Here is a 23,810-nt window from a genome sequence, read left to right as displayed (position 1 = left end):
CCGTATTAAGTTTGATCAGGCGGCAGGTGTACGCGCATGCCTTCCATTTCATAAGTCACGATTACTTGGCAACCTAAACGGCTGTTGGCTTGATAGTGTTGTGACGCTTCCACCAATTTTTTCTCGCCTTCTGAGATGGGATTCACTTTCGCTTCCCACTCTGGCTCGATATAAACATGGCAAGTACAGCACGAGCAAATACCGCCGCACATGCCTTCAATGCCCGGCAATAAATTGATGGTAGAGCCTTCCATCAAGCTCATATTTTCTTCGACATCGACAGTATGTTCTTTGCCGCTAAACTCGACATAAGTAATATTGGGCATGATGCGACCTCTTAAAAATTAAAAAAAACAAAATTGATAACAATAGAAATTAAAACAAGGGTTTTTCAGACACTTTGCAGGGTTTCACTTCCATGAATTCCACTGCCACGCCTTTGGGATAGGCAAAACAAGAAGCGATGGCGCCGCCAATCACTTCCGATTTCATATAACCGTCAAAGTTTTTACCTTTTTTCTGCCAATCGTGCAGCGCGGCAGATAATTTTTGCTGATCCCAACCTAAACCAAATTCCGTAAACACTGCGCCGGGGCTGAATACCGTGACGCCGATGCGATCTTCTTTCACTTCATCGCGCAGCTCTTTGGAAAAACGATCCACTGCTGCTTTGGTAGCGGCATAAACAGAGAGATGGGAAATTTCATTGTCGTGACGCACGGTGGCCGACGACAAGTTCACAATCAAGCCTCCGCCGTTTTGGCGCAACAATGGAATCGCCACTTGCGAACAAAAAATAGTGCCCAGCACATTGGTATTGATCTGCGCGACGATATCCGCCTCTTCCATTTTTTCAATGGGATCTGGACGCGCAATACCGGCGTTGTTGACGATGCCATCTAACTTGCCGAAGTGTGTATGCAAAGCAGCAAAAGCATTCACCACTTCCGCTTTTTTTGCCACATCACAGACAAAACCCGCCGCAGAATCAGCACCTAACTCGGCAACGGCTTTGTCTAATATTTCTTGACGACGACCGAGCAGCGCAACTTTTGCGCCCAGCTTCACTAATGCTTGCGCTGTCGCTAAACCCAGCCCTGCACCGCCACCGGTAATGGCTATAACCTTTTCTTTAATTAACTCTGGATTCATCCTGGGATCGCCACTGTTTTAATTTGCAAATATTCTTCGAAGCCTTCACGCCCCATTTCACGCCCTACACCGCTTTGTTTATAGCCGCCAAAAGGCGCATCTGCCGCAAAAAATGCCGCGCCGTTAACATTCATAGTGCCGGTGCGAATTTGTCGCGCCACACGCAATGCGCGCTCTTGATCTTTAGAAAAAATTGCGCCAGATAAACCATAAATGGAATCGTTGGCGATACGAATGGCGTCTTCTTCCGTGTCATACGGAATGATGCACAACACGGGGCCAAAAATTTCTTCTTGCGCGATAGCCATGTCATTGCTGACATCCGCAAAAATCGTCGGCGCGACATAACAACCGTTTTCCAAACCTGCCGGCACCACACCGCCGCATACCAAGCGCGCGCCTTCGGCTACACCTTTTTCGATGTATTGCAACACACGCAGCTGTTGCCGTTTATTCACCAAGGGTCCCATGAATTGCTCACGCGATAATGGATCACCCAACTTCACGCTTTCAAAAGTATTTTTTGCCACTTCAACAATTTTTTCGTAATGCGAACGCGGCGCCAACAAACGCGTGGCTAAAGCACAACCTTGACCGGCATTAAAACAAACACTAATGCACATAAATGCCGCGAAGTTGATATCGGCATCGTCCAAAATAATGTGCGCAGATTTTCCACCCAATTCCAAAAACACTTTTTTAACTGTATCAGCACCGCGTTTCATGATGTGTTTGCCGATGCCCGTTGAGCCGGTAAACGACACCACATCCACACGCGGATCGCCCGTCAACATATCGCCCAACACAGTGGGATCTTCCGAAGTCACTACATTGAAAACGCCCGCAGGTATGTCCGTGTGTTCGGCAATCATTTTGCCGATAAAAGTCGCTGTCCACGGCGTATCGGGCGCAGGTTTCAAAATCACCGTGCAACCTGCTGCTAACGCAGGAATCACTTTCGCTAAATTAATTTGCAGCGGAAAATTCCACGGCGTGATGGCAGCAACGACACCCGCCGCTTCTTTCCACACCAACCGTTTGCTCGGCACGCCGACTACATTCACCGTAGGCAATTCGTGCTCCCACACATATTGCTCAACAAAATCTATCGTCCAATCTATAAAACTGATCGGCAAATCCGTTTGCGGGCCGTAAGTTAAACCGAGCGGACAACCCACTTCCGCCACCATTTGATAGCGCAATGCATCTGCGTGGGCTTTCATCGCATCGCGCAACTGCTTCAAGCATTTCACACGAAATGCGTGATTGGTGGACCAATCGGTTTCATCAAACGCACGGCGCGCAGCGGCGATGGCGCGCTCCATATCCTCCACACCGGCATCTGCACAGACACCCGCCACCTGATTGTTGGCGGGATTGATGTTGTTGTAAGTCTTACCCGCAGCAGCAGGCAAGAGCTGACCGTCGATCAACATACGTGTTTCGGGGTTAATTTCGGGGAAGGTTGGCGTGCTCACAGCGACATCCTCGCTTGGCTCAATCGTGCGAGGATACTAGCGATGCGCCCGCTAGATAGTCAAGTGCACTTTACTTTTTTGCGGCATCCACCAAGAATAGGAAACCAGCCTTCACGAGGATCCAAGCATGAGCAACGATATGAATAACAACGAAAAACGCGCCCGTGGCGTGAAAGCCTTCAACACCGTCTACGGCGGCATGATGTCAGCCCCCGAAGAGCCCACTGGCGACGAGTTCTTTGAAATCATGATGGAAGACTTGTTCGGCAACATCTGGTCGCGCGAAGCGCTGTCACTGCGCGATCGCCGCCTGTTCACCATGGGCATCATCGCCGCGCTGGGCGAAGGCGATGTGTTCGGCATCCAAGTAGAAACAGGTTTGGCTTCTGGTCACCTCACCGAAGAACAAGTCAACGAATTGATTTTGCACATGGTGCAGTATGTTGGCTACCCGCGCACCACAGGCATGCGCGGCGCGGCGGGTAAAGCCATTCACAACTGGAAGAAAAAACAGAAAGAAGCGGCGGAATAGTTGCGTCAACTTTTGTAAACACACGCAGGTATACTGCGACCATGTTTATTCAAAAAGTCAGCCAAGCATTGATTGATCGGGGCATAACCTTTGCTGTAGTAGGTGGTTATGCTGTGGCACTGCATGGCGCAGTGCGCGGCACAATTGACCTCGACTTAGTATTGCAGTGGAATAAAAAAAACCTTGAGAAAACTATCGCTGCACTCCACTCGCTCGGACTCGTCTCTAGGTTGCCTTTAGACAGCGACACTGTTTTTGAACAACGCCAACAATTAATCAATGAACGCAACTTAATTGCTTGGAACTTTTATAACCCCGACAACCTTACCGAGCAAATAGATCTCATTATTGATTTTGATCTTGCCGATAAAGCAATAACCAACATCAATCTGGGTAACTTCTCGATTCCCATTCTGAACAAAAAAGATTTAATCAGCATGAAGGAGAAGTCAGGAAGACCTCAAGATATAGCCGACATTGACGCACTGAGAAGACTTCCATGAAAACAACTCAGTTTTTTACGGATGACTATCTGCAACAATGTCAAAAGATGACACCCGCACAGATTGTTCAATTTCTCGAAGAATTTCGCCTACTCTTTGCTGCACACAACGAAAATATATTGGCAACAAAACCAGCGGCATCAGAAAAGCCAAACGACAAACACACTCAATAATAGCCAACAAAAAAGCCACCGCGAAGGTGGCTTTTTTGTCGAAGATATTACCCCTCCGACTTGCTGCGCGAACCACCTCCCCTACTGCGTAGGAGAGGATTGATCTCCCCCTGCAAAGTAGGGGGAGTGGCGCGCAGCGCCGAGGGGGTCGGTTTTATACAAATTGTTCGTTTTTCTTGGCTTTGTCTTTGAGCAACTTCGGCGGCTCGAAACGCTTGCCGTATTTCTTGGCTAGCTCGCTCGCGCGCTTAGTAAACTCTTTCACGCCCCAGTGGTTGATGCACTGATACACACCACCCACATGCGGCGGGAAGCCGATGCCCATGATGGAACCGATGTTACCGTCAGCAATCGATTCAATCACGCCTTCTTCCATGGCACGCACCGCTTCAAGCACTTGTGAGAACACTAAACGATCTTTTACATCTTCGAATGGAATATCTTTCCAACCTTTTTTCGCGTACAGATTTTGCAAGCCGGGCCAGATGTGTTTTTTGCCGCCTTCTGGATAATCATAGAAACCGCCACCGTAAATTTTTCCTTTACGATCCAGCTTAGTCACCATGCGCTCCACCAAATCAAAAGTGGCGTTTTCTGCGTGTTTTTCACCGCGCGCTTTGGCATCTTCTTGTGCCTGCTTGCCATTTTTGTAAGCAGTTTCCAAGCTGATTTCATCCAGCGCAGCCAAGGGGCCGACAGGTGAACCATTAAATGCAGCAGCGCTTTCGATCAACACAGGGTTGATACCTTCCATCACCATGGTTGCGCCTTCCGTGATGGTGGCACCGATAACGCGCGTGGTGAAAAAGCCTGGCGCATCGTTAACCACAATCGGTTTTTTGCCAAGCAAAATACCCAAGTCAAACGCTTTTGCCAGCGTTTCTTTGGAAGTTTTCTTGCCGCAGATAATTTCCACCAAAGGCATTTTTTCTGCCGGTGAGAAAAAAGTGCATGCCGATGAAGTTTGCAGGGCGCACAGAAGCTTGCGCCAATTCAGTGATCGGCAATGCAGAAGTGTTAGAAGCAAAAATAGCATCTTTGCCCAACACCGCTTCTGTTTCTTTCGTCACAGAGGCTTTGATGTCGCGATTTTCAAACACGGCCTCGATGATGAAATCACAGCCTTTCAAATCTTCGACTTTTTCGGTTGGGTGAATCAACGACAAAATTTGCGCCAATTTTTCTGGCGTCATTTTTTTGTTTTTGGCTCCCACTTTTTCGCTATATGCCTTACCTTTTTCTGCATTGGCGAGATTGATGTCTTTCAACACCACTTCAATGCCTTTTTGCGCAGCGAGATAGGCCAAGCCAGCGCCCATTTGACCCGCACCCAAAATGCCAAGTTTTTTCACGCTAGTCGGTTTGATACCTTTCGGGCGGCTCGCGCCTTTTTCCAACGCCTGCAATTGGAAGAAGAAAGTGCGAATCATGTTTTTTGCTACTTGCGAAGTCATCAAGTGCAAGAAATAACGCGCTTCGATTTTCTCAGCGGTATCAAAATCCACTCGTGCAACATCATGGATACAGGCAAAAATTGCTTTCGGCGCAGGGAAATTACCCTTGGTGGAGTTCATCACATTGACAGGGCCAAAGTAGAACAAGCCAACCAAACCTTGATCTGGATCTTTATCCGCTGGCGAGCCACCAGGAATTTTGAAACCGGGTTGATCCCAAGGTTGCTTCGCTTCTGGATTTGCCAGAATCCACGCTTTGGCTTTTTTGTGCATTTCTTCTTCGTTGACAGCCAGCTCATCGCAGAAGCCTTTTTCCAGCGCTTTGCTACCGGCGTACTGCATGCCTTGGCTGATAAAAGTAATCGCGTTTTGGCAGCCAAATTTGCGCACCATACGCACCACACCGCCCGCGCCAGGCATCAAACCCAATTGCGCTTCTGGTAAGCCCATTTTTACATCCGCACGATCAATCGCGATGCGATGATGACAAGCGAGTGCGATTTCATAACCACCGCCGAGCGCTGCGCCGTTCATACCAACAACCACAGGCACGCCGAGCGTTTCTAAAATGCGCAGCGGTTTTTTAGCATTCAAAATACCTTCAAACTTTTGCGTCGCTTCTTTTTCATCCATTTTCGTCGACATTTCTAACAGCGCATTCAAATCGCCGCCGCCGAAGAAAGTATCTTTGCCAGAGCGCACATACACGCCTTTGATTTTGTCTTTCATTTTGGCGAGTTCGTCCACCGCTTTGCTCATCGCCGCGATGTACTCGTCACCCATTTTGTTCACTTTTTCGCCCGGTTGATCGAAGATCAATTCCACGATGCCGTCAGCGTCTTTTTTCAGTTTGATGTAACTCATCGTCTTCTACCTCACACCAACTCGACCACAGTAGCGATACCAATACCGCCACCTGCACACAGGGTTGCTACGCCGCGCTTCAATTTGCGTCGCTCCAATTCATCCACCAGCGTGCCGAGAATCATCGCGCCGGTTGCGCCGATAGGGTGACCCATCGCAATCGCGCCGCCGTTGACATTGATTTTTTCGTTAGGAATGCCGAGCACTTTTTGATAGCGCAACACCACAGACGCAAACGCTTCATTCAATTCAAACAAATCGATGTCGGATACTTTCAACTTCGCTTGTTTCAGCGCTTTCAATGTCGCTGGCGCAGGGCCCGTCAACATGATGGAAGGCTCGGTGCCGGTCAACGCGCAAGCGACGATACGCGCGCGCGGTTTCAGATTGTGCGTTTTGGCGGCTTTTTCATTGCCGATCAACACCAGCGATGCGCCGTCCACGATGCCAGACGAGTTGCCCGGTGTGTGTACGCAAGTGATGTTTTCCAAATCGTGATATTTGAATTTCAAGAAATCGCCGTGACCAAAATCGTTGAACATTTGGAACGATGGTTTCAGTTTGCCCAAGCCTTCCAAACTGGTGTCTTTGCGCACCAATTCATCGTGACCAAGAATCGTGACACCATTGAAGTCTTTCACCGGCACAATCGATTTTTTGAAATAACCTTTTTCCCAGGCTTTTGCGGCGCGTTGTTGTGACATCAATGCGTAGCGATCCACATCTTCACGCGACAAACCATCTTGCGTGGCGATCAAATCCGCACCGATACCTTGCGAAACGCCGTAGCTGTGCATAGCAACCCAAGGGTCGCCCGCTGCCGCACCCGATGCACCGATGCCCAAACGCGACATGGATTCCACACCGCCAGCCATCACCAAATCTTCAAAACCGGCACGCACTTTTGCGGCGCAATTATTCACAGCATCCAACGCGCCTGCGCAATAACGATGCAACTGCGCACCGGTCGTCACTTCTGACCAACCTGCATAAATTAAGGCGGTTTTCGCGATGTTTTGACCTTGCTCGTTCACGGGTTCGCCCGTGGCGAGAATCAAATCTTCCACTGCGGAGGGATCGAGTTTGTTGCGAGTCTGCATCGCATCGAGCAGATTTTTGACCATATCAACGGGCTTCACTTCATAAAGCCCGCCACCGGCCTTGCCTCTGCCGCGCGGAGTGCGGATAGCGTCAAAGATAAATGCTTGCGCCATGGTGCTTACCTTTTGGTTGGGTGAATTGAAAAATCGAGGGTCGCTATAATACCCGCCCTGCTATAAGCCCCGCAAAGCCAACTAGCGCAATATTCGTCGAGCCCCCCTATGAGCTAGGTCAATCAAGCGCTAAAACACTGCTACTTGGGGTGATAGCGCTCGTTCCAGGAGGTAGATCTAGCGTGGGAGCTTGGCTGGGTAAAACAGGCTGAGCATTGCGTTGAACACGCCGCACCAGCAAATTAACCACATGATCAAAAACATACTCCGCTTTCTTTCGCTCCCCCTCTGCATTGATATGAGAAGCGTCCACCCACAGATTTGCAGGCATCTGATCTAGCGGAAAAGGCGCATACGGCACGGCAAGCTCCCTACCAATCACACCGAGGACAGTTTCCTCGTAATCATACAAACGGCGAAATGTTTTCTGATCATCTTTATCAAAAGGATTCCCCTGATAAGAAATTAAAAAACATCAGCACCGTCATTTTTTATTTCTCGTACAACACTTGTCAGGTTGTTATAAAACGCCAACTCATCGGCATGCAAACGATCCTTCTCCCTCGGTTGAAACCATAAAGCTGGCGTAGCCTCTCCACCATGAGCAAAGGCTTGCCCCGTTGCATAATCTGGAAAAAACAACAGAACTACTGCGATACTTAAAACTTTTGAATTCAGCAACCAGCGCGCATGTTTTTTAAGCGGGGACAGCCCAGGGGCAGATTTACGCCAATTGCTGTAATCGGGTTCATACTCATGCACAACATACGAAACTGGATCATTCCCACCGGGGTTAATCACCACTAAATCTGGACGGTAATAACGAAATTTCAGCAAATAATGCGTGAGTATTTCTGCAGTCGTACCAAAGCGCAAACCGGCATTAATAATCTCAATCCGTTTACCAGAAAAACGCGCATCTTCTTGCAATAATTTCCCCACTTGAGCAGGAATGCCTCCTCCGGATGAGCAACACCCTCACCATAGGTAGTTGACCCTCCCATAAAAAGAATACGCAAGCTATCCAATGATCGCTGTAGCGGAATAGCTTCTCCACGATACCCGTCTGCATTATTTTGTTTAATGTTATCTACAGGAGTTACATAATTGGGCGCTGGAATATAAAGTAAATACGCCTGCGGAACACTGTTCATATCTAGCTGCATCTGCTGCTCACCACGCAAATACTGACGCGTGGTTTCAATGCTTGGATTGCGGTTTAAAACAAAAGCAGCTATTACCTCAAGCGCAATAATAACCAGTAACAACATTGCCAAAGAGAAGATTATTTTTTGATCAAACTTACAGTGTCAGTATTTGTCATATAACGATCTTCCACACCTAACTAGCGCCTCATAACTGAGCGATGATAGTGCTTAATATAAGCGCAACCCACATTTATTTCAGTTGGCTACCATTACAATACCCCCTCTCTTGATCTGCAGCCCCGCAAAGCCATGTCGCGTATTTTCCACCCCCCTATTCACCCCAGCACGGGGAATCGTCAACGCTGGAAAGGCTTGCACGGCGCGGCGACCGGTCTTGCGCTCGCCAATGCGCAGCAACAGCACAACGGCGTTTTGTTGGTAGTGACGGAAGATGCCGCTAGCGCGCGGCAATTACAGCGCGAGATGCAGTTTTTTGGCGGCACGCAGCTCACCGTGCTGAATTTCCCCGCATGGGAAACGCTGCCTTACGACAGCTTCTCGCCGCACCAAGACATCATCTCCGAACGCTTGGCTGCTTTATCGCAATTACTCAGCGGTGAGCCTTGCACGCTCGTATTGCCTGTGGCCAGTTTGATGAACCGCCTGCCGCCGCGCGATTTTATTGGCGGACAAGTGTTCGATCTCAAAGTGGGCGAGCATTTTGCCGTGCATAGCACGCGTCAACGATTAGAGAGTTGTGGCTATCGCTGTGTAGATACTGTCAACGAGCACGGCGAGTTTGCGCTGCGCGGCGCGGTGATGGATATTTTTCCCGCGGGCAGCGAATTACCTTATCGCATTGATTTGTTTGATGACACCATCGAATCGCTGCGTAGTTTTGATCCAGAAACACAGCGCACTGTCGAAAAAGTTTCTGCGATTCGCTTGCTGCCTGCGCGCGAATTTCTGCTGACTAAAAATAGCATCAATACTTTTCTTGATCGCTGGCACGCGCGCTTCATTCACAGTGACCCTAAAAAATCCGCCTTGTATCAAGATATAGCCGCAGGCATTGCCTCCCCTGGCGCGGAATATTTTCTGCCACTATTTTTTGAACAGTGCGCGCAACTGTTAGATTATTTGCCCGACAACTGCTTAATTGCACAGGCCGGTAATATTCATGCCGCTGCCGAAAAACATCAAAACGATATTCGTGCGCGCTACGAGAGTTTGCACCTTGAACAATATCGCCCCCTGCTCAAACCGCATGAAGCTTTCGTCGCTACCGAAGAATTGTTTGCTCGCCTAAAAACTTTTTCTGGTATTGATTGCTTTTCTGATGAAAGCAATGCAGACGATCTCGGCAGCGCGACCGTACCCGATATCGCCCTGCACGCCCGTGAAGCACACCCACTCACCGCCCTGCAAAGTTTTTTGGCACAACACAACAGCACACGCCTGCTGATCTGCGCGGAATCTGCCGGTCGCGCTGACGCTCTGCACACTTTGTTTGCGCAACAGCAACTTCCTCTTACCAACACAGAAAATTGGCTGAGTTTTTTGCAAGAGCAAGCACCAGCAGCACTGGTACAAGCAGCGCTGGACCGCAGTGTGTGGCTGCCTGATGCAAAATTATTATTGCTGTCAGAAAGCCAATTGTTTGGACAACAAGTCTTGCAGCAGCGTCGCCGCAAACAGCAAGTGGACGCTGCCGATAACGCCATTCGCCACTTGAACGAGCTGTCACTCGGCGCGCCGGTGGTGCATCTGGAACACGGCGTCGGTCGCTACCACGGTTTAACCAATCTCGATATTGGCGGCACACCCAATGAGTTTTTGCATTTGCGCTACGCGGGCGATACCAGCCTGTATGTGCCGGTCACTTCGCTACATTTAATCAGCCGCTACGGTGGTGCCGATCCCGACCTCGCGCCTTGGCATCGTTTAGGTTCGGATCAATGGCAAAAGGCGCGCACCAAAGCGGCGCAACAGATTGAAGATGTCGCCGCGCAATTGCTGGAAATTCATGCGCGCCGCGCCGCGCGTTCGCGAAAAGCGTTTGAAATTTCTGACATTGAAATGCAGCAGTTTTCTGCCGAGTTTCCTTTTGAAGAAACGCCGGATCAGCAGAGCGCTATCGCTGCGGTGGTTGCCGATATGTTGGCGGACAAGCCGATGGATCGCTTAGTGTGCGGCGATGTCGGTTTCGGCAAAACCGAAGTTGCCATGCGCGCGGCATTTCTCGCGGCACTCAACCAAAAACAAGTGGCAGTGCTTGTGCCAACCACTCTGCTCGCTCAACAGCACGGCGAAAACTTTCGCGATCGTTTTTCGCAATGGCCGGTGCGCATAGAAACCATCTCCCGCTTTCGCACCGCCAAAGAACAGACGGCAGTTTTGCAAAAAGTGGCCGACGGCCAGATTGACATCATCATCGGCACGCACCGTTTATTGCAGGACGATGTGAAATTCAAAAATCTCGGCTTGCTGGTGATCGACGAAGAACACCGCTTCGGCGTGAAGCAAAAAGAGCGTATGAAAGCCATGCGCGCGCAGGTCGATATTCTCAACATGACGGCCACGCCCATTCCGCGCACGCTGAATATGTCGCTGGCTGGCATGCGCGATTTATCCATCATCGCCACACCACCGGCGCGCCGCCTCGCGATAAAAACTTTCGCGCGCGCTTACGATGATGCCACCATCAAAGAAGCCATTCTGCGCGAGTTATTGCGCGGCGGGCAGGTGTATTTTCTGCACAACGATGTGGCCAGCATTCAGCGCTGCGCGCAAACCATTGCCGAGTTGGTGCCAGAAGCGCGCGTGGTGGTCGGCCACGGGCAAATGCGCGAGCGCGAACTGGAACAAGTGATGAGTGATTTCTATCACCAGCGTTTTAATGTGCTGGTGTGTACCACCATCATTGAAACCGGCATCGACGTACCGAACGCCAATACCATCATCATTGAGCGCGCGGATAAATTTGGTTTGGCGCAACTGCATCAATTGCGCGGTCGCGTTGGGCGTTCACACCATCAAGCCTACGCGTATTTGCTCACACCGGATGCGCGCAACATGACCAGCGATGCAGAGAAACGCTTAGAAGCGATATGTCATGCCGATGTACTCGGTTCTGGTTTCTTGCTCGCCAATCACGACTTAGAAATTCGTGGCGCGGGCGAATTATTGGGCGATCAACAGAGTGGACAAATTGAAAGCATCGGTTTCAGTCTGTACATGGAAATGCTTGAACGCGCGGTGAAAAACCTGCAAGAAGGCAAAGCCGCAGGCAGCAATATCACGGGCGTACAACAGCACGAAGTAAACCTGCGCATTCCCGCGCTGATTCCCGATGATTATCTGCCCGATGCCGCCACGCGCTTGGTACTCTATCGCCGTATTTCTTGCGCGACGAGTGATGATGCACTGCGCGACTTGCAAGTGGAAATGATCGACCGTTTTGGTTTGTTGCCCGACGCCGTGAAAAATCTTTTCCGTCAAGCATCTCTGCGTTTACGCGTACTGCAATTGGGTATCGACAAACTGGAAGCCAGCGCCAATGGCTTGCGCGTGGAGTTTGGCAGTGAAACGCGCGTTGATCCATTTGCCCTCGTGAAATTGATACAGCAATATCCCACGCGCTACAAATTGGAAGACGGCACGCGCCTCGTTATCAAAGATGATTTAGAGGAAACCGAAGCGCGTTTTTCTGCTGTAGAAACTTTGTTGCAGCAGTTGGTGTAACGAAACCTACCGACCAAACACACTCCAGCAAGCTTTCAGCGTGTTGGAGTGTATTTCCGTTAGCGCAGCCCAATCTGTCTCACCTGTCGATGCAAGTTGCTGATAACCACCAGCCAAATTCCATGCCACCGGAATACCGCGCTTATGGCATTCCTTAAATACTAACAAATCACGATCACGCAGATGTGATGTTGTTAAAAAGCCACCAAGCGGATCATTGATATGCGGATCAGCACCCGCTTGATACAAAATCACATCGCAATCTGCCATCACATGCAACTGTTTTTCTAATACATCAAAAAAATCATGCACCTTTTCTCTGCTTCTTGTGCTAAATAATTCACCTTGTGTGAAATGTTTAATTTCATGGGTAATTTTTAGCTTGGCAATAATATCGTCCGTACCATTGCCGTAGTGGTAATCGCAATCAATAACCCCCACGCGTTTTGCTTTTCCACTCGTCAATAAACAGCGCGCCGCCACCATCAAACCATTGAAAGTGCAATAACCTGAAGCCATCTTCCAATGTGCGTGATGAAAACCCGAAGTCGGTGAAATAGCGACTGCGCGATTTTCCAACGCAGCAAACGCCGCATCGCGCATCGAGCCGCTGGTGTATGGCAGCGTGCGCGCTATCGCCATATCCCTGTTTGAAAAACCGTTATCGGCTTCGCCTGCCAGCACGCGTTCAACAAAAGCCCTGTCGTGCGCCAAAGCGAACTCATCCACCGTTGCAGGCTTGGGTTCAATCACCTCAATGGGAATACCCAAGGTCTGCCACGCTGCCACTACTTTTTCTGGCTTCATTGAGCTCGGCGAAAACGACAAAGATGGCGCCACCATTGCTGGCGTGTAAAACACAGGGATAGACTTTAATGAAACTGACATAGCCGCTTCTCCACAGGTTCGGTTCCGCTATCTTACTGCGGCACTGGCTCACCAGATGAGCCTTGCAACGCCCGCCTCTCTGCTAGCAGAATACCGCAACCGCAGGAGAGGCTCATGGATCGCACCGAACGCTTTTACAAGATTGAAAGCCTGTTACACCGCCACAGAACGGTTTCCATCGATAAGTTTTTAACGGAGTTGGGCGTTTCTCTCGCCACTTTCAAACGCGATTTGGAGTATTTGCGCGATCGTTTACACGCGCCGATTGTTTTTGATCGCGAGCTGAGCGCGTATCGTTTTTCTGAAGACAAACATCAAATCTCGCATGAGCTGCCCGGATTGTGGTTTAACGCCAGCGAAGTGCACGCGCTACTGAGTATGCAGCAGTTACTCGACAACATTGAGCCAGGGTTTCTCACCCCGCAAATTCAACCACTGCGCACGCGTTTGCAAGCGTTGTTAGCGCGCGATGACTTTAGTGCCAGTGAAGTGGCTGATCGCATCAAACTTGTGCATGCCATTCGCCGCCCTGTGCGCAATAAACATTTTGAGTTACTGGCAACAGCGACTTTACGCCGTCATCGTTTGTTGATTCAGCACTGGCATCGTGAACGCGACACTTCCGAATCTAGGGAGGTATCACCACAACAATTGGTTTATTACCGCAATAATTGGTATTTGGATGCGTGGTGTCACAAACGCAATGCGCTGCGCTCTTTTGCGGTGGACGCAATCGAACAAGTCGAGTTTCTCGATAAAACAGCTAAAAATGTGGTCAAAAGCACGCTGAAAGCACAATTAGAAAACGGCTACGGCATTTTTGCCGGCAGCCAAGTGCAGTGGGCAAGTTTGCGCTTTTCACCTGCACGCTCACGATGGATTGCGCAAGAAATTTGGCATCCAAAACAAAAGCTCAGTATCGACAAAGATGGCTGTGCAACGCTAGAACTGCCTTACAGCGACGACCGTGAATTATTGATGGATATTTTGAAGCACGGTGCAGAAGTGCAAGTGCTTAAACCAGCCGCACTTAAAAAGCGCTTGCGCTATGAAGTGAAAAAAATGTTGGCAACGATGGCGTAACGCGGCTATACCAACGCCTATGCCAACACCAACACTTGCTGCAAAATTTTGCGGATATTATCCATGCCGACTTTCAAAGTGGCATCGATGGCTTCCATGGTAATCAACTCATCGGTGCAGCCTGCTGCCCAATTCGCCACCACACACAAACTGGCGTAATCCAAGCCGATTTCACGTGCTAACGGCGCTTCTGGCATCGCCGTCATGCCCACTAAATCACAGCCATCGCGCTGCATACGCACAATTTCTGCTGCGGTTTCTAAACGCGGGCCTTGTGTGCAACCGTAAACACCGCGCGCTAATGCAATCACGCCTGCGGCATCAGCAGCGCGCAACAATAATTCACGCGTGCGATCTGCATAGGGAAAAGTGAAATCAATATGCTCCAACGGCGAATGTTCATCATCACTGTAGGTGTGAATACGACCCCAGGTGTAATCAATAATTTGATCCGGCACAGAAATCACAGCAGGCGCCATATCGTGATGAATACCGCCCACCGCGTTCACCGCAATCACTTGCTCAACACCGAGTTTTTTTAACGCAAACATATTGGCGCGATAATTCACGCGATGCGGTGGCCACTGGTGTTGCTCACCGTGACGCGCAAAAAAATACACCGGCTTGCCGTGATACTCCCCTTTTTGCACCGGCGCAGAAGGCGCACCGTAAGGCGTATCCAGTGTAATTTTCTCGCCAATGTGCAAGCCGTCGAGTTGATCTAAACCGGTTCCGCCGATAATTGCGATGGTCATTGCAACTCCTCACATGCCTTTCACGGCGTAAATACCGGGCGCGTTGCGCAAATAGCCTTTGTAATCCATGCCGTAGCCAAATACATAGCGATCAGGCACATCCAAACCAACAAAATCAGCTTTTAATTCCGGCGGCTGACGGCGATTGTGATGTTTTTCCACCAACACCGCGCTGTACACTTTTTTCGCGCCCTGCTGTTTGCACCACTGCAACACTTCATGCAGCGTGATGCCTTCATCCAAAATATCGTCGATGATTAACACCGTGCGATCACGCAAATCATGGCGCGGCTTGACTATCCATTCCAATGCAGTGCCGCTGGTTTGATGGCGATAGCGCGTAGCGTGTATGTAATCAAGCTGCAAATGAAAATTGAGGCGCGGCAGTAATTTTCCGGCAATCACGGTTGCGCCGCTCATCAAGGGCAACAACAGTGGATTGCTACCATCTAATTGCGCAGTTATTTTTTCTGCCATCGCATCAATCGCTGCAATCACTTGTTCGCGCGTGAATAAGCAATCAGCTCCGCGCCAAACCGTTTCTACTTCTTCTAACGACACTTCACTCATACGGCGAGCGATGCCTGCAACAAACTGTGTGCGGCTTGCCATTTTTCTGTGGCGCGCAATTCCACCAAATTCGGCCAAGCGAACGGACGCTTTAACCTTTGCAATTTGCTCGCAGGGTTGAATTCTGATTTCTTTAGCGCATCGACAACCGCTAATTGTGCGGGACGCTGATTGCACACTAACAACGCGGTGCAACCCGCCGCCAAGGCAACGCGCGCGCGTTCGCCCATATCAGCGATCACACCTGCGCCCTCCATCGTCAAATCATCGCTAAAAATAACGCCTTCAAAACGCAGTTGTTGTTTCAAAATATCTTGCAACCAACGCGCAGAAAAACCAGCAGGACTTTTATCCACTTGGCTGTAAACCACATGCGCGGGCATTACGGCATCTAACTTGCCCTGCGCGCACAAATGGCGATACGGCTGCACATCTTCCGCCAAAATAGCATCCAGTGTGCGCTCATCAATTGGTGTTTCGTGGTGGCTGTCGCCCGCTACTGCGCCGTGCCCAGGAAAGTGTTTACCTGTGGCGCACATATTGGCGTCGTGCATGCCGTCAATAAACGCTTCACTCAGCACGCTCATGATGTCTGGATCAATCGAAAACGAACGATTGGCGATCACCGCGCAGCGTTCATCATCCAAATCCAACACCGGTGCAAAACTTAAATCGACACCACAAGCGCGCAATTCTGCCGCCATCAACCAACCGCAAGCACGCGCTAAAGCAATGCCTTTTGTTTGATCTGTTTGATACGCAGCGCCGATATCCGCCATCGGTGGGATGATGGTGAAACCATCGCGAAAACGCTGCACGCGCCCGCCTTCTTGATCGACACAAATCAATAACTCAGGGCGCACGGCACGAATATCCGCAACCAGCGCACTCAACTGTGCAACATCGCGGTAATTGCGTGAAAACAAAATGATGCCGCCCACCCAAGGTTCGCGCAGCAGCAACTCATCTTCAGCCGTTAAAGTGAGGCCAGCGACATCAACAATCACCGGCCCCAACGCCATGTCTTCACGATAATACATGGCGGCGCAGCTCAACGAAAATCAGCCGGATCTGGCTCGTCGAACTCGTCCACACCCTCTGAAAACTCTTTTGGCGGTGGGCGTTTAATAAAGTGTTCGCGTTCGATGCCAAACATCATTGCCAGCGGTGCGGCCACCAACACCGAAGAATAAATACCGAAGCAGATACCGATGGTCAGTGCCAACGCAAAATAGTGCAGTGTTTCACCACCAAAAATCAGCATCGACAACACCATGATTTGTGTCGATCCGTGCGTGATAACGGTCCGTGAAATAGTGCCGGTAATACCGTGGTTCAATACTTGCTCTACATCTAAATCACGGCGATGGCGGAATGTTTCACGCACGCGGTCAAATACCACCACCGATTCGTTGACCGAATAACCCAACACCGCCAGTACCGCTGCCAATACGGACAGCGAAAACTCCCACTGAAAGAATGCAAAAAAACCGAGGATGATGATGACATCGTGCAAGTTTGCCAAAATGGCAGCAACAGAAAAGCGCCACTCAAAACGCATCGACAAATAAATAATGATACCGAGCACCACCAACGCCAGCGCCGTTAAGCCTTTGTGCACTAGCTCTTCACCCACTTGCGGGCCAACAAATTCAATACGCTGCAATTGCCCACCCGGCACAGCATCCGACAGCATCGCCATCACCGTTTCGCCCTGCTTGCGTGAATCACCATCCTTCAATAAAGGAACACGCACCATGACATCTTGCGGCGAACCAAAGTTTTGCACCTGCGCTTCACCAAACTCACTCGCCTGCAACACTTCACGAATTTTTTCTAAATTCGCGGCTTGCGGGTAACGCACCTCCACCAAAGTTCCTCCCGTAAACTCGACGGAAAGATGCAAACCGCGCGTTGCGAGAAAGAATACCGACAGCAAAAACACAACCACAGAAATGGCATTGAATATGCGCGCATGGCGCATGAAGGGAATGTCTTTTTGGATACGAAAAAATTCCATGATCTAAACCCTCAACGACGCGCGACTGTCAGGCCAGCTTTCCAAATTTGTCCTATCGACAAACTGGACAACTGTTTGCGGCCACCGTAAATCCAATTCACCAGTGCGCGCGATATAAATACCGAAGACACAATGGAAGTCAGAATGCCCAAACAATGCACGACAGCGAATCCACGCACCGGACCCGTGCCAAATAACAGCAACATCAAACCTGCAATGAAGGTTGTTACGTTTGCATCAACGATCGTGCCAAATGCGCGTTCATAACCTGCCGTGATAGCAGCATGCGGGCTTGCGCCGCCGCGCAACTCCTCCCGTATCCTTTCGTTAATCAACACATTCGAGTCAATCGCCATACCCAAAGTTAATGCAATAGCAGCGATGCCTGGCAAAGTTAATGTCGCTTGCAAAATAGCCAACAAAGCAATCAACAAAATTAAATTGGATGCCAAGGCCGTAACAGAAACCGCGCCAAATAAGTGGTAGTACATAATCATGAATACAGCGATCGCTGCAAAGCCCCACAAAGTAGAATGAAAGCCTCGGCTAATGTTGTCTGCACCTAAAGAGGGGCCAATAGTGCGCTCTTCGATAATATAAACCGGTGCCGCCAAAGCGCCCGCGCGCAACAACAAAGCCAATTCATGTGCTTCCGCTTGGCCATCTAAACCTGTGATGCGGAATTGCACGCCTAATGCACTCTGAATGGTCGCCACATTGATCAGACTTTTTTCTGTTCTCGGTTTATGCACAACAGTTTCTGTGCCGTCAGGATTGCGCTGCTTGCGCGTCTCTGCTTTGGTTTCAATAAACAACACACCCATGGGTCTGCCGATATTGTTACGCGTGGCGCGATTCATTTTCTGACCACCACTGCTATCCAGCGTGATATTGACTTGCTGCATACCACTTTCTGGATCGACTTGGTTATTTGCACTCGTGACTTGATCGCCCGTCACGATAACGCTTTTTTCCAACTCCACTTGGCGATTGGGCTCGTTACGAAAACCAAAAGTTTCACGCTGTGAAGGCGATGTTTCGGCGTTTGCCACTAAACGAAATTCCAAGTTAGCCGTTTTACCGATGATGCGTTTTGCTTGTGCAGCATCTTGCACACCCGGCAATTCCACCACGATGCGATTACGACCTTGTTTTTGTACCAATGGCTCTGCCACACCTAACGCGTTAACACGATTACGCAAAGCCACCACATTCTGTGACACCGCATAATTTTCTAATTCATTTAACGCTTGTTCGCTCAATGAAAGCGTCACGAGATATTGGCCGTCTTTATCTGATTCTGTGCGCGTCATATCGTTGGCCACTTTTCGAATAGCCGACATTGCAGCACTGCGATTGGCTTCATCAGGAAAGCGCACAACAACGGTTTTCCCGTCTTGCTTTACAGACCATTGGCGGCTCGGCAAATTGGCATCGCGCAATTCACGACGCATATCGTCTGCCACTGCTTCCACTTTTTTCGACAGCATGGCGCTGGTATCCACTTCCAACAAGAAGTGCACACCACCTGCTAAATCCAAACCCAACTTCATGGGTTTTGCTCCCATGCTCGTCAACCATGCAGGCGTTGTTGAAGCCAAGTTCAACGCGACAATAAAATCAGCACCCAACACTTTTTCTGCGGCATCTTTTGCGGCGAGCTGTTGTTCGCGCGATTCCAAGCGCACCAAGATAGAAGCTTTGCTGAACTCAGTAGCTTTTATACCAATGCCCGCTTGTTTTAATGCGTCCACGGCTTGGTTTTGGATCGCCTCCGTCATCTCCCTACCGCCAGACTCACCGGTAATCTGAATCGCTGGGTCCGGGTGATATAAATTCGGTGTGGCATAGATGATTCCCAGCGTCAGAATGACGACGACTAGGATGTTCTTCCACAGTGGATAGCGGTTTGGCATGCTCTACTTCCCTCCCAAAACCAGCAGGACTGCCGGTCAAAAATGGTTGGCGATTGTAGCAGCAGTTGCAGACTGAGAGGGATTCCACCACTATCCAAAATCCACCGTTAACACGCAGTCTGCCAGCATGCCTTCACCCACTACGATGCAGCGACCCAACCTTTTCTGGGACAGCTCTTATCGCTTCTTCACACTCTTGGCGCTACTGATTGGCGCGCTGTACCTTGGCGTGATGTGGTCTTTTACCAGCAATACACCGTACGGCGACGGCTACATCCAAGCATTTTTTACCGTTATTCACTGGCAAGAAGGCACTTCCTTACTGGAAAAAATTTCCAACACTTGGTGGACCTACTTTCAACACCGCGCGGTATTCACTAAAACCATCACATTGCTGATGTACACACTCTTTGGCTCATTGGATTTACACATTGAAGGTTTGCTCAGCAACGCCATGTTGGTATTGCTCATCGGCTGTATTGCCTATAGCTGCTATCAACATAAAATCCCTGCGTACAGCATTGCCATTTCTGCCTTACTCATACTGACTGTCTACCCATGGTCTGTTTCCACTTGGCCAGAATGCGCGCTTTTTTATTTTTCAACGATTGTGTTTTCTTTTTTATCACTCGTTCTTCTTGATTTACCACGCCCGAAAATAGTGGCCGCCAGTTTCTTTTGTTGGCTGGCTGCATTCACCATGGCGAATGGACTATTGACTATCATCATTGGCTCGATAGTTATTGGCTTTAACCACATAATTCATAGGCGTTACACACGCACACAACTCATATTGTGGTTTGTCAGCGCTGCAGGCTGTCTGATCGTTCACCTCGCCACCATGAATGTTTTCTCGACCGATCTCTTTGGTGCAAAAACCGTTCAAGAGTCCTTTATCAATGTTGGCGGACGCTTCATTGACTTCCTTGCCTCCCTAGGAGCAGCACCCTTTCCGCCTAAAGAATATCGTTTAGAAAAAATTGTGTTGGGTACTTTCACCTTGGTGATTTCCTGTGCACTTTTGCTCTCCAAAAAATCGCGAAAAAGCCCTGCTATCGTTGGCCTGCTTTTGTTCAGCACAGGCACTATTTTCATCACTTCTCTATTTCGTTACTCCGCTGGCGATAACGATGGCTATCAGATTTTTACTACCACCAACTATGCCGCGATACTTCTATTAGCCTCCATACATATAAGAAGTAGTCGCTGGCAAATACCCTGCGTACTTTTATTGACTGCAGTTTTATTTAATCTCAATGCGCTATGGATGAATACAAGCAAAATAACTAACAAGCAAAATAAACTTGTCGAAGAGTTACAATTTTTTCTGGTTACTGGAAAGTCCAATACAAAACATTGGCTGGATGTGATTTTGCGTGAAGCGCTGGAAAAAAATATTTATCGCCCGCTGCAATCACACAGCCTGCTACCCATCGCGCAAGACATACAGGCCATCTCGAAATGCGATACCGCAGTATCAATCCAAGGAATAATTGAAACACAAACAGGTGAAAAATCTTTTGCCTTATTAGCGACGATGCAACTGCCAGAACGAAACATAGATACACCACCGCAAGTGTTACTTTGCAACGACCAACAAAGCTATCGCATCACTTTGAGCGAAAAAAATCTCTCACAAAAAAACCAAGACAGCTCACTAAAACTATTGCTGGACAAACGAGCTATTGATGCTGGTGAGTATCAGATTCAAATACACACTAAAGCCGCTCAATTCTCACTACCAACACCAATCACAATAAAGCCTGTTGCCCCTTGGGATCGTGCAGATAAAGATTGCAAAACCATGCAATTTGTCGCGCGCTGGCCCGCATTCAAACCGCTGATTGATCATTACTGCAAACCAATCAAGCAGCCTACTTAATGTGTTACAGCGCCGGCACCGGCAAACCCTGCGCGGCATAGTGCTGCGCAATATAGGTATCCAACTGCCCTGCGGCGATGGCGGCACGCAAACCCGCCATTAAGCGCTGATAAAAACGCAGGTTGTGGATGGTGTTGAGCATGCTGCCGAGGATCTCGCCGCACTTGTCGAGGTGATAGAGATACGCGCGCGAAAAATGTTGGCAGGTGTAGCAATCACAAGTTTCGTCCAAAGGTCGTTCATCGTGGCGATACTGCGCATTGCGCAATTTGAGTTTTCCTTGCGGTACAAACAAATAGGCATTGCGCGCGTTGCGGGTTGGCATCACACAATCAAACATATCCACGCCGCGACGCACTGCTTCCACCAAATCATTTGGTGTACCGACGCCCATCACATAGCGCGGTTTATCTTGCGGCATGTGTGATACCACCGCATCCAACACATGCAGCATTTCTTCTTTCGGTTCACCAACCGATAAACCGCCGAGCGCGTAACCGTCGAAACCAATGTCTTGCAAACCATCGAGCGATTTATGACGCAGGTGCTCATACATGCCGCCCTGCACAATGCCGAACAACGCTGCGCTGTTATCACCGTGCGCTTCGCGCGAGCGTTTTGCCCAACGCAGCGACAATTCCATCGACGATTTAGCTTGCTCCTCCGTTGCAGGATACGGCGTGCATTCATCAAAAATCATCGCGATATCAGAGCCGAGTTTATGCTGCACAGCAATCGCTTCTTCCGGCCCTAAAAAAACAGGACTGCCATCCACCGGTGAACGAAAAGAAACACCCGCTTCGTTAATTTTGCGTAACTTTCCCAAGCTCCACACCTGAAAACCACCGGAATCCGTCAAGATGGGTTTTTGCCACTGCATAAAACCGTGCAGGCTGCCAAAGCGCTCGATCACTTCCGTGCTGGGGCGCAACATCAAATGAAAAGTGTTGCCGAGAATAATTTCCGCGCCGATCGCTTCAATATCGTGCGGCTTCATTGCTTTCACTGTGCCGTAAGTACCCACCGGCATAAACGCGGGCGTGTGCACTTCGCCGCGTGGAAAGCGCAACACGCCGCGACGCGCTGCGCCATCGGTCGCCAACAAGTCAAATTGCATACGGCATTCGCGCGTCATGCTGGAATATCCTCACAAGCATTTACATTTTTGGTGACCAACATGGCGTCACCGTAACTAAAAAAACGGTATTGCTGCGCCACGGCTTCTGCGTAGGCGCGCATAGTATTTTGATAACCGGCAAAGGCAGAAACCAACATTAACAAAGTCGATTCTGGCAAATGAAAGTTAGTCACCAGCGCATCCACTACCTGAAATTGATAGCCGGGGAAAATAAAAATATCAGTGTCTTTTTCGCAAGATTTGATTGCGCCATCTTTTGCCGCGCTTTCTAAACAGCGCACACTGGTTGTGCCGACAGCGATCACGCGACCGCCGCGTTGTTTTGCAGCATTCACTGCGTCACAAACCTCTGATGACACTTCGATAGATTCACTGTGCATGTGATGATCGCGAATATCCTCGCTGCGCACCGGTTGAAAAGTACCCGCACCGACATGCAGCGTCACAAACGCCATGTCGACGCCTTTTTCGCGCAATGCAGTCATCAACGCATCATCAAAATGCAAACCGGCTGTCGGTGCAGCAACAGCACCCAGTTTTTCTGCATAAACCGTTTGATAACGCTCACGATCCACTTCGGTATCGGCGCGTTGAATATACGGCGGCAGCGGCATATGTCCCAACAAAGCCAACCATTCGTGCACAGTGCGTGCCGCATCAAACTGCAAACGAAATAAATTGCCGCCGTCGCGCGCCAACATCGTGATGCACAGCAGGTTTTCACCTTCACCAAACAACAACAATTCGCCCGCTTTCGGTGCTTTGCTGGCGCGCACATGCGCCAACACTTCGTGCGTGTTCAATACGCGTTCCACCAACACTTCGACTTTACCGCCGCTCGGTTTGTGGCCAAGTAGCCGCGCAGGAATCACGCGCGTGTTGTTGAACACCATCAAATCGCCCGCTTGTACCCAATCCAACAGCGCAGGAAATTGCTGATGCGTCAGCGCGCCAGTCTCCCCATCCAAACACAGCAAGCGACTACCCGTGCGCTCCGCGCTAGGTGCAGAGGCGATGAGGGATTCCGGCAAGTGATAGTGAAATTGCTGGCGCTGCATAACAGGAGGAATCAAATAACGAACACGACAAGGGGCGGCATTGTTCCATATTCATTCCACAGCGACATCAAAAAGTGCATTGCCCTACCGCTCAGCTGCCGCTAGAATGCGCGCCTCCCTAGCCGGAATGGCGGAATCGGTAGACGCGCACGACTCAAACTCGTGTTCCGAAAGGAGTGAGAGTTCGAGTCTCTCTTCCGGCACCATCTACACGTCCTATACCGTACGGACACAAAAA

General features: G+C 49.7%; 20 protein-coding genes, 1 tRNA gene and 1 pseudogene. 7 read left to right on the top strand and 15 right to left on the bottom strand.

Annotation, left to right across the window (positions count from 1 at the left end; genetic code table 11):
* Nucleotides 1–5: 5 nt before the first annotated feature.
* Genes R3E63_07610 through R3E63_07600 form a run of 3 tightly spaced genes read right to left on the bottom strand, consistent with a single transcriptional unit; the run spans nucleotide 6 to nucleotide 2,630 of the window.
* Nucleotides 6–326 (bottom strand): 2Fe-2S iron-sulfur cluster-binding protein, encoded by a 321-nt coding sequence (locus R3E63_07610; protein ID MEZ5539801.1) that lies wholly within the window; start codon nucleotides 324–326, stop codon nucleotides 6–8.
* Nucleotides 327–375: 49 nt separating this feature from the next.
* A complete protein-coding gene (locus tag R3E63_07605) occupies nucleotides 376–1,152 on the bottom strand; it encodes an SDR family oxidoreductase (protein MEZ5539800.1) in 777 nt (258 codons plus the stop codon).
* Nucleotides 1,149–2,630 carry an aldehyde dehydrogenase family protein gene (locus tag R3E63_07600; GenBank protein ID MEZ5539799.1) on the bottom strand — a complete coding sequence of 494 codons (1,482 nt, stop codon included), beginning with the start codon at nucleotides 2,628–2,630 and terminating at the stop codon, nucleotides 1,149–1,151. Before R3E63_07600 ends, R3E63_07605 begins: the two co-directional genes overlap by 4 nt.
* Before the next feature lie 127 nt (nucleotides 2,631–2,757).
* Here R3E63_07600 and R3E63_07595 point away from each other — a divergent pair, with 127 nt between their 5' ends.
* From R3E63_07595 to R3E63_07585, 3 genes are read left to right on the top strand one after another with little or no spacing between them, the layout of a single operon-like run.
* A complete protein-coding gene (locus tag R3E63_07595) occupies nucleotides 2,758–3,162 on the top strand; it encodes a carboxymuconolactone decarboxylase family protein (protein ID MEZ5539798.1) in 405 nt (134 codons plus the stop codon).
* 41 nt (nucleotides 3,163–3,203) lie between these two features.
* On the top strand, nucleotides 3,204–3,665 hold the full coding sequence (locus tag R3E63_07590) for a hypothetical protein (GenBank protein MEZ5539797.1): 462 nt from the start codon (nucleotides 3,204–3,206) through the stop codon (nucleotides 3,663–3,665).
* Nucleotides 3,662–3,838, top strand: coding sequence for a hypothetical protein (locus tag R3E63_07585; protein ID MEZ5539796.1), 177 nt, complete (start codon nucleotides 3,662–3,664; stop codon nucleotides 3,836–3,838). Before R3E63_07590 ends, R3E63_07585 begins: the two co-directional genes overlap by 4 nt.
* 154 nt (nucleotides 3,839–3,992) lie before the next feature.
* Here R3E63_07585 and R3E63_07580 read toward each other — a convergent pair.
* The 4 genes and pseudogenes from R3E63_07580 to R3E63_07565 all read right to left on the bottom strand — a co-directional run bounded on the left by R3E63_07580 (nucleotide 3,993) and on the right by R3E63_07565 (nucleotide 8,647).
* Nucleotides 3,993–6,156, bottom strand: a pseudogene (locus R3E63_07580) (3-hydroxyacyl-CoA dehydrogenase NAD-binding domain-containing protein).
* 11 nt (nucleotides 6,157–6,167) lie between these two features.
* Complete coding sequence (locus tag R3E63_07575; protein ID MEZ5539795.1) at nucleotides 6,168–7,370, bottom strand: acetyl-CoA C-acetyltransferase; 1,203 nt, start codon at nucleotides 7,368–7,370, stop codon at nucleotides 6,168–6,170.
* A gap of 465 nt (nucleotides 7,371–7,835) precedes the next feature.
* Nucleotides 7,836–8,312, bottom strand: coding sequence for a hypothetical protein (locus tag R3E63_07570; protein ID MEZ5539794.1), 477 nt, complete (start codon nucleotides 8,310–8,312; stop codon nucleotides 7,836–7,838).
* Nucleotides 8,201–8,647 carry a hypothetical protein gene (locus R3E63_07565; protein ID MEZ5539793.1) on the bottom strand — a complete coding sequence of 149 codons (447 nt, stop codon included), beginning with the start codon at nucleotides 8,645–8,647 and terminating at the stop codon, nucleotides 8,201–8,203. The genes R3E63_07570 and R3E63_07565 overlap by 112 nt, the downstream gene beginning before the upstream one ends.
* A 180-nt stretch (nucleotides 8,648–8,827) precedes the next feature.
* On the opposite strand from R3E63_07565, the gene mfd reads away from it, so the two are divergent.
* Nucleotides 8,828–12,262, top strand: coding sequence for a transcription-repair coupling factor (gene mfd / locus R3E63_07560; protein MEZ5539792.1), 3,435 nt, complete (start codon nucleotides 8,828–8,830; stop codon nucleotides 12,260–12,262).
* 6 nt (nucleotides 12,263–12,268) lie between these two features.
* Here mfd and R3E63_07555 read toward each other — a convergent pair whose 3' ends face one another.
* The gene (locus R3E63_07555) at nucleotides 12,269–13,150 is read right to left on the bottom strand and encodes a hypothetical protein (protein MEZ5539791.1); all 882 of its coding nucleotides are present in this window, start codon (nucleotides 13,148–13,150) and stop codon (nucleotides 12,269–12,271) included.
* A gap of 114 nt (nucleotides 13,151–13,264) precedes the next feature.
* Here R3E63_07555 and R3E63_07550 point away from each other — a divergent pair, with 114 nt between their 5' ends.
* Nucleotides 13,265–14,233, top strand: coding sequence for a WYL domain-containing protein (locus tag R3E63_07550; GenBank protein ID MEZ5539790.1), 969 nt, complete (start codon nucleotides 13,265–13,267; stop codon nucleotides 14,231–14,233).
* 17 nt (nucleotides 14,234–14,250) lie between these two features.
* On the opposite strand, the gene R3E63_07545 is transcribed toward R3E63_07550, so the two are convergent.
* The 5 genes from R3E63_07545 to secD are packed head-to-tail and all read right to left on the bottom strand — an operon-like array spanning nucleotide 14,251 to nucleotide 19,494.
* Nucleotides 14,251–14,988, bottom strand: a complete 738-nt coding sequence (locus R3E63_07545) for an S-methyl-5'-thioinosine phosphorylase (protein MEZ5539789.1) — start codon at nucleotides 14,986–14,988, stop codon at nucleotides 14,251–14,253.
* A 9-nt stretch (nucleotides 14,989–14,997) separates the two neighbouring features.
* Complete coding sequence (locus R3E63_07540) at nucleotides 14,998–15,558, bottom strand: hypoxanthine-guanine phosphoribosyltransferase (GenBank protein ID MEZ5539788.1); 561 nt, start codon at nucleotides 15,556–15,558, stop codon at nucleotides 14,998–15,000.
* On the bottom strand, nucleotides 15,555–16,598 hold the full coding sequence (gene nagZ / locus R3E63_07535; protein ID MEZ5539787.1) for a beta-N-acetylhexosaminidase: 1,044 nt from the start codon (nucleotides 16,596–16,598) through the stop codon (nucleotides 15,555–15,557). Before nagZ ends, R3E63_07540 begins: the two co-directional genes overlap by 4 nt.
* A gap of 11 nt (nucleotides 16,599–16,609) precedes the next feature.
* The gene (secF, locus tag R3E63_07530) at nucleotides 16,610–17,578 is read right to left on the bottom strand and encodes a protein translocase subunit SecF (GenBank protein MEZ5539786.1); all 969 of its coding nucleotides are present in this window, start codon (nucleotides 17,576–17,578) and stop codon (nucleotides 16,610–16,612) included.
* Nucleotides 17,579–17,589: 11 nt separating this feature from the next.
* Nucleotides 17,590–19,494 (bottom strand): protein translocase subunit SecD, encoded by a 1,905-nt coding sequence (gene secD / locus R3E63_07525; protein ID MEZ5539785.1) that lies wholly within the window; start codon nucleotides 19,492–19,494, stop codon nucleotides 17,590–17,592.
* Nucleotides 19,495–19,621: 127 nt separating this feature from the next.
* On the opposite strand from secD, the gene R3E63_07520 reads away from it, so the two are divergent.
* The gene (locus R3E63_07520; protein MEZ5539784.1) at nucleotides 19,622–21,376 is read left to right on the top strand and encodes a hypothetical protein; all 1,755 of its coding nucleotides are present in this window, start codon (nucleotides 19,622–19,624) and stop codon (nucleotides 21,374–21,376) included.
* A gap of 4 nt (nucleotides 21,377–21,380) precedes the next feature.
* Here the strand turns inward: R3E63_07520 and tgt are convergent, their stop codons facing one another.
* Both tgt and queA read right to left on the bottom strand, forming a co-directional pair.
* Nucleotides 21,381–22,511 carry a tRNA guanosine(34) transglycosylase Tgt gene (gene tgt, locus R3E63_07515; protein MEZ5539783.1) on the bottom strand — a complete coding sequence of 377 codons (1,131 nt, stop codon included), beginning with the start codon at nucleotides 22,509–22,511 and terminating at the stop codon, nucleotides 21,381–21,383.
* Nucleotides 22,508–23,572 (bottom strand): tRNA preQ1(34) S-adenosylmethionine ribosyltransferase-isomerase QueA, encoded by a 1,065-nt coding sequence (queA, locus tag R3E63_07510; GenBank protein MEZ5539782.1) that lies wholly within the window; start codon nucleotides 23,570–23,572, stop codon nucleotides 22,508–22,510. Before queA ends, tgt begins: the two co-directional genes overlap by 4 nt.
* Nucleotides 23,573–23,693: 121 nt before the next feature.
* Between queA and R3E63_07505 the strand changes: the two genes are divergently transcribed.
* Nucleotides 23,694–23,778, top strand: a tRNA-Leu gene (locus R3E63_07505).
* Nucleotides 23,779–23,810: the final 32 nt, after the last annotated feature.

The organism is Pseudomonadales bacterium (genome assembly GCA_041395665.1).
Taxonomy (GTDB): Bacteria; Pseudomonadota; Gammaproteobacteria; order Pseudomonadales; family UBA7239; genus UBA7239.
This window is presented reverse-complemented; position numbering and strand designations above follow the sequence as displayed.

What these genes read in the sequence shown, in the direction of transcription:
- R3E63_07610 (MEZ5539801.1), bottom strand. Translation starts at nt 326, where the DNA reads ATGCCCAATATTACTTATGTCGAGTTTAGCGGCAAAGAACATACTGTC.
- R3E63_07605 (MEZ5539800.1), bottom strand. Translation starts at nt 1,152, where the DNA reads ATGAATCCAGAGTTAATTAAAGAAAAGGTTATAGCCATTACCGGTGGC.
- R3E63_07595 (MEZ5539798.1), top strand. Translation starts at nt 2,758, where the DNA reads ATGAGCAACGATATGAATAACAACGAAAAACGCGCCCGTGGCGTGAAA.
- R3E63_07590 (MEZ5539797.1), top strand. Translation starts at nt 3,204, where the DNA reads ATGTTTATTCAAAAAGTCAGCCAAGCATTGATTGATCGGGGCATAACC.
- R3E63_07585 (MEZ5539796.1), top strand. Translation starts at nt 3,662, where the DNA reads ATGAAAACAACTCAGTTTTTTACGGATGACTATCTGCAACAATGTCAA.
- R3E63_07575 (MEZ5539795.1), bottom strand. Translation starts at nt 7,370, where the DNA reads ATGGCGCAAGCATTTATCTTTGACGCTATCCGCACTCCGCGCGGCAGA.
- mfd (MEZ5539792.1), top strand. Translation starts at nt 8,828, where the DNA reads ATGTCGCGTATTTTCCACCCCCCTATTCACCCCAGCACGGGGAATCGT.
- R3E63_07555 (MEZ5539791.1), bottom strand. Translation starts at nt 13,150, where the DNA reads ATGTCAGTTTCATTAAAGTCTATCCCTGTGTTTTACACGCCAGCAATG.
- R3E63_07550 (MEZ5539790.1), top strand. Translation starts at nt 13,265, where the DNA reads ATGGATCGCACCGAACGCTTTTACAAGATTGAAAGCCTGTTACACCGC.
- R3E63_07545 (MEZ5539789.1), bottom strand. Translation starts at nt 14,988, where the DNA reads ATGACCATCGCAATTATCGGCGGAACCGGTTTAGATCAACTCGACGGC.
- R3E63_07540 (MEZ5539788.1), bottom strand. Translation starts at nt 15,558, where the DNA reads ATGAGTGAAGTGTCGTTAGAAGAAGTAGAAACGGTTTGGCGCGGAGCT.
- nagZ (MEZ5539787.1), bottom strand. Translation starts at nt 16,598, where the DNA reads ATGTATTATCGTGAAGACATGGCGTTGGGGCCGGTGATTGTTGATGTC.
- secF (MEZ5539786.1), bottom strand. Translation starts at nt 17,578, where the DNA reads ATGGAATTTTTTCGTATCCAAAAAGACATTCCCTTCATGCGCCATGCG.
- secD (MEZ5539785.1), bottom strand. Translation starts at nt 19,494, where the DNA reads ATGCCAAACCGCTATCCACTGTGGAAGAACATCCTAGTCGTCGTCATT.
- R3E63_07520 (MEZ5539784.1), top strand. Translation starts at nt 19,622, where the DNA reads ATGCCTTCACCCACTACGATGCAGCGACCCAACCTTTTCTGGGACAGC.
- tgt (MEZ5539783.1), bottom strand. Translation starts at nt 22,511, where the DNA reads ATGACGCGCGAATGCCGTATGCAATTTGACTTGTTGGCGACCGATGGC.
- queA (MEZ5539782.1), bottom strand. Translation starts at nt 23,572, where the DNA reads ATGCAGCGCCAGCAATTTCACTATCACTTGCCGGAATCCCTCATCGCC.